Consider the following 4,542-nt stretch of genomic DNA (forward strand, 5'->3'; position numbering starts at 1 on the left):
GTTAAACACGGGCCGGTTGTTGATCTAGGGGATGCTCTCGGTGCTGGGGGGGGTGGGGTCGGGGCCGGGCCCGGGGGCGGCGTCCCGCGCCCGGGCCGCTTCACCGGCGTGGAGTCGGGCGCCGCCGGCGGGCCGTCACATCCGCTGGAGGTTCCGCACCAGTCCGGTCATCTTCGGCGAGGGGGCGACGTTCAGCTCCCGCTGCAGGAACGAGCGGTAGTGCTGGTACGAGCGCAGCGCGCTGGCGAGGTTGCCCTCGGCGAGGTGCACCTCGACCACGATCCGGTGGGCCGTCTCACGGACCGGGTCGATGGCGATCGCCGCCAACGCGGTCTGCAGCGCCGACAGATAGCGCTCCGCGTCGCACAGTTGGTGCGCCAGACCCTCCAGGGCGTACAGCCGCAGCTGGTCCCACCGCTCCCGCTCCAGGGTCAGCCACTCCTCCTCCCAGCCCGGCAGCAGCTCGGCGGCGAGGTCGTCCACGATGTCGTCGCAGCTGACCGGCAACCGGTCGAGCCCGGACACGACCTGCCGTGCGGAGCAGCGCGCCGACCGCAGGTCCACCCGGACCGCCGGGGCGAGGCGCAGCCACTGCCCCGGGCTCTCGACCGGTATGGCCCGGCCGCGCCGCACGTGATAGAGGGCGGTGCGCAGGTTCGCGGCCGAGCGGTGCTGGGTGCAGTCCGGCCAGAGCCGTTCGGCGACCGCCCCGCGCTGGACGCCGCCGTCGTGCAGGGCGAGGAACGCCAGCAGGTGCTGAGCACTCACCGGAAGGGACACACAGCGTCCCGCGTCGGTGGCCTCGAAGCCCCGCAGCAGCTCGATGCCCGGACCGTCCCACAACACACCCCCACTCTGTCCCGACAGTCCGTCGCCCGCACCCGTTCGGACATGCCCCGGTTGCGGCCGAGGCCCGTCACGGCCGTGTCCGCCCGGCCCCGGACCACCGTCGCGCGTGCGTCGCACGGACGTTGTGACGACGTCACGGTGACGCCGCCCGGGCGTCACGGCCGTCGTCGCCGACCGTGACGGCAACGCCCCGCAGTCGACCGGCCGACACCCTAATGGGCCGCCCCCGAACGGGTGTTGGAGAAGCCGCCGATCCGTCGTGGACACCCGGCCCGGTCCGCGGGACCGCCGGCGGTCACGGCGCGTGCATCGACCGGGCCGTGACGCGGCGAACGGCCGCGGCGGATCCGCCACGAGGACGCGACGCGTCCGCGACGGCGCTCCCGCGCCGGCCGTGACGCTCCCCGGCACACTCCCGCGACGGCCGCCCCGTTGACTGGCACCACCTGCTGCCCGGCGGAGCGCACCCGAAGCCCCGCCCGACACCGGAAGGCGATTCCCCATGAAAGCCAGATCGGTGCTGCACGACGTCCGCGCCCCCGAGGACGAACTCCTCGGCGACCCGGCCGTGTGCATCGCCGTCCTGGACGGTCCCGTCGACCTGTCGCACCCCTGCTTCGCGGGCGCGGACCTCACCCGGCTGGACACGCTCGTCGCCGAACCGGCCGGCAACGGCCCGATGTCGCTGCACGGCACCCACGTCGCGAGCCTGCTCTTCGGCCGACCCGACGGTCCGTACGCCGGGATCGCCCCGCGCTGCCGCGGACTGGTCCTGCCGGTCTTCACGGACGCGGGCGAAGGCCGGGTGCCGCAGCTCGACCTGGCCCGGGCCGTCGAACGCGCCGTGCAGGAGGGCGCGCACATCATCAACATCAGCGGCGGCGAAGCCGGCACGGACGCCCAGCCGGACCCCATGCTGGAGCGGGCGCTGCGGCTGTGCGACGAGAACGGGGTCCTGGTGGTCGCGGCCGTCGGCAACGACGGCTGCGACTGCGCCCAGGTGCCGGCCTCCGTCCCGACGGTGCTCGCCGTCGGCGCGGCCGGACCCGACGGCGAGCCGCTGGACATCAGCAACTGGGGCTCCGCGTACGCCGCCCACGGCGTGCTCGCCCCCGGGAGCGACATCGAGGGCGCCGCCCCGGGCGGGGGCGGCGCCGCCCTGACCGGCAGCAGCTTCGCCACACCGCTGGTGGCCGGGGTCGCCGCCCTGCTGGTCGCCGCGCAGGTACGCGCGGGGCGCCCGCCCGACCCGCGGGCGGCCCGCCGGGCCCTGCTGCAGGGCGCGCGGTCCGTGCCCTGCGCACCCGCCGACGCACCGGAGTGCCGGCGCCGGCTGGTCGGTCACCTGGACGCGGCCCGGGCCTACGGGCTCACCGCCCGAGGAGACCTGACGGACCGGCCGGCCACTGCCGGGACCACGGCGGACGGCGCCCGCCGCACCACCCTCCCCCCCGAGGTCGGGGCCGCCGCGGCCGGCGCACCCTCGCTGCTCGGGGCCTCCCCTTACGACTCGCACGAGGGAGCCAGCACCATGGACACCCAGAGCGTTCCCGTCGCCACCGCCGAGGCCGTTCAAGCCCCCCAGGTCGCACCGGCCGCGCAGGCCGTACCTGGCCCGGAGGCCGTCCAGGCCTTCCAGGCCGCACCCGCCGCGCAGAGCGCACCGTACGAAGCCCTCCCCCCGGCCGGAGCCGTCGCCGGGGTGGCGGGCGCCACCGCCGCGGGCGCCCAGCCCGCGGGCGCCACCGCCGTCCCGCCGCCCATGCCACTGACCGCGCCCGCCGTGGCCGCGCCCCCGCCGTCCACCGGCGCGACGGTGTCCGGCCAGGCCCCGGCGGCCCCCTGCGCGTGCCAGGGCGGCGGGCCCTCGGGGGCCGGGCTGCCAGGGGCCGTACCGTCAGGATCCGTGCCGTCGGGGTCCGTGCCGTCGGGATCCGTGCCCTCGGGATCCGTGCCCTCGGGCGGCGGCGTCCGGCCCTCCTGTGCCTCCACCAACAACCGCCCGCTGGTGTTCGCGATCGGCCAGGTCGGCGTGGACTTCCTGACCGAGGCCCGCCGGGACAGCTTCCGCCAGCTGATGGACCCCGTCGAGGTGCCGGTCGAAGGCAAGCCCGATGTGACGAAGGAACTGCCCGCCAATCCCTACGACGCCGACCAGCTGCACAGGTACCTGACCGCCAACCCGTGGGCCTCCGACAAGGTCACCTGGACGCTGAACCTGGAGAGCACACCCGTCTACGCGATGGAGGCCGAACCCGCGGCCGGCATGGACTGGACCAGCAACCCCCTGGTGCAGCTCGGGTCGAGGGCTGAGGTGGAGGCGATCGTCAACGACCGCAGAAAGCTCGCGGACGCCCTGCTGGCACTCGCCGCGCCCGCCGCCCCGGTGTCCACGATCTACCGGTCCTTCCGGGACGCGTACCTCGGCCAGCACAAGTACACCCAGGACGAGGACGGCTACATCTCCCGGATCTCGATACCCGGCCGGCTGACCGACCGGACCGTACGGCTGTTCTCCGGACAGGTCGTGCCGGTCGTCGAGGTCAAGAGCCGCGGCGTCTACATCTGGTACCAGAAGCAGCTGGTGGACGCCGTGGTGAAGGCCGTCATGCGCCAGGCGCACCACGATTCGCTGACGGTCGACGAGACCTACGTCCGCAAGACCATGGACGCGTTCCTCGACAAGGTCTACTACCAGTTCCGCAACCTCGGGCAGACCTCCGCCGACCGGGCGCTGAACTCCGCCGGGACGAACGCGTTCTCGGTCGCCGGCCCGATCAGCAAGGCCATGCTGCTGGGCCAGAGCGTCCCCAGCACCGTGACGGAGTCCGGCAAGCCGATCTCCCTGTACTGCATCGACACCATCTCCGTCGCGAAGAGCCCGTACTGCCGCATGGGATCGGACTGCCAGGACGTGAAGGTGACCTTCTTCGACCCCGAGGACGACCGGCACGCGCGGGTCTCCATGCTGTTCACGATCGACGTCAGCGACGAGTTCCCCGTCACCCTGGCGCCGGCCCACCAGTTCCTGGAGTCCTGAGCACCCGGCACCGTCGGTGTCCACGCCGACCGCACGCCCCCACACCACCCGTCAGGAGGAGACGGATCATGAAAACTCCCGCAGGGCTCCCCAAGCCCACGCCGAGACTGCCGGTCCTCGCACCACCGGTCCGCCGGGACGGCCGGGACGAGGCCGGAACGCTGTCCGGCAGCCCGGGCGTCGTACCGGCCCGGTCGGCCTGCGCCGGCCTCACCGGCCCCGCCCGGAGCATGTGCTACGCGGCCCTCTGACGCCCCGCCCCGGCGGGCCCCGCCGAGGACGGAGTGCAACCAGCACGACGAGAAGGGATGAGCAGAAATGACCAACGAAGAATTCCGTGAGGAGCGCCGGACGTGGACCCCCACGCCGCAGCTCCCGAAGCTGGCGGAGCCGGTGGACCGCACCCGCCGCACCGGCGGCGCCCTGGGCAACACCCCCGGCGTCGAGGCCGACTTCGACTGGGGCAAGCTCGCAGGCACCCTGGCGAATGTGGCCTCCAGCATCTTCTGATGAGGCACCCCGCGCCGGCGGCGGGGCCCCGACGGTGCGGGGGCGGGCCCCCCCCCCGGGGCGCCCCCCGCGGCGGGGGGCCCCCCGGGCACCCCAACCGGTGCTTGTGATTTTAAAAAAAAAAGGCCCCCGAAAGCCAAAAT

General features: G+C 74.1%; 4 protein-coding genes. 3 read left to right on the plus strand and 1 reads right to left on the minus strand.

The features are described from left to right. Positions 1 to 135: 135 nt before the first annotated feature. Entirely contained in the window at positions 136 to 846 is a 711-nt protein-coding gene (locus tag ACFWJ4_RS18350; RefSeq protein ID WP_359915540.1) for a BTAD domain-containing putative transcriptional regulator, read from the minus strand. 505 nt (positions 847 to 1,351) lie between these two features. Here ACFWJ4_RS18350 and ACFWJ4_RS18355 point away from each other — a divergent pair. The 3 genes from ACFWJ4_RS18355 to ACFWJ4_RS18365 all read left to right on the plus strand — a co-directional run bounded on the left by ACFWJ4_RS18355 (position 1,352) and on the right by ACFWJ4_RS18365 (position 4,399). After that, positions 1,352 to 3,889, plus strand: a complete 2,538-nt coding sequence (locus ACFWJ4_RS18355; protein WP_380545116.1) for a S8 family serine peptidase — start codon at positions 1,352 to 1,354, stop codon at positions 3,887 to 3,889. Between the two features lie 68 nt (positions 3,890 to 3,957). Next, entirely contained in the window at positions 3,958 to 4,140 is a 183-nt protein-coding gene (locus ACFWJ4_RS18360) for a hypothetical protein (RefSeq protein ID WP_380545118.1), read from the plus strand. Positions 4,141 to 4,207: 67 nt separating this feature from the next. After that, positions 4,208 to 4,399, plus strand: coding sequence for a hypothetical protein (locus ACFWJ4_RS18365; RefSeq protein ID WP_380545120.1), 192 nt, complete (start codon positions 4,208 to 4,210; stop codon positions 4,397 to 4,399). Positions 4,400 to 4,542: the final 143 nt, after the last annotated feature.

Source organism: Kitasatospora sp. NPDC127067, from assembly GCF_042724755.1.
Classification (GTDB): Bacteria; Actinomycetota; Actinomycetes; order Streptomycetales; family Streptomycetaceae; genus Kitasatospora; species Kitasatospora lactacystinica.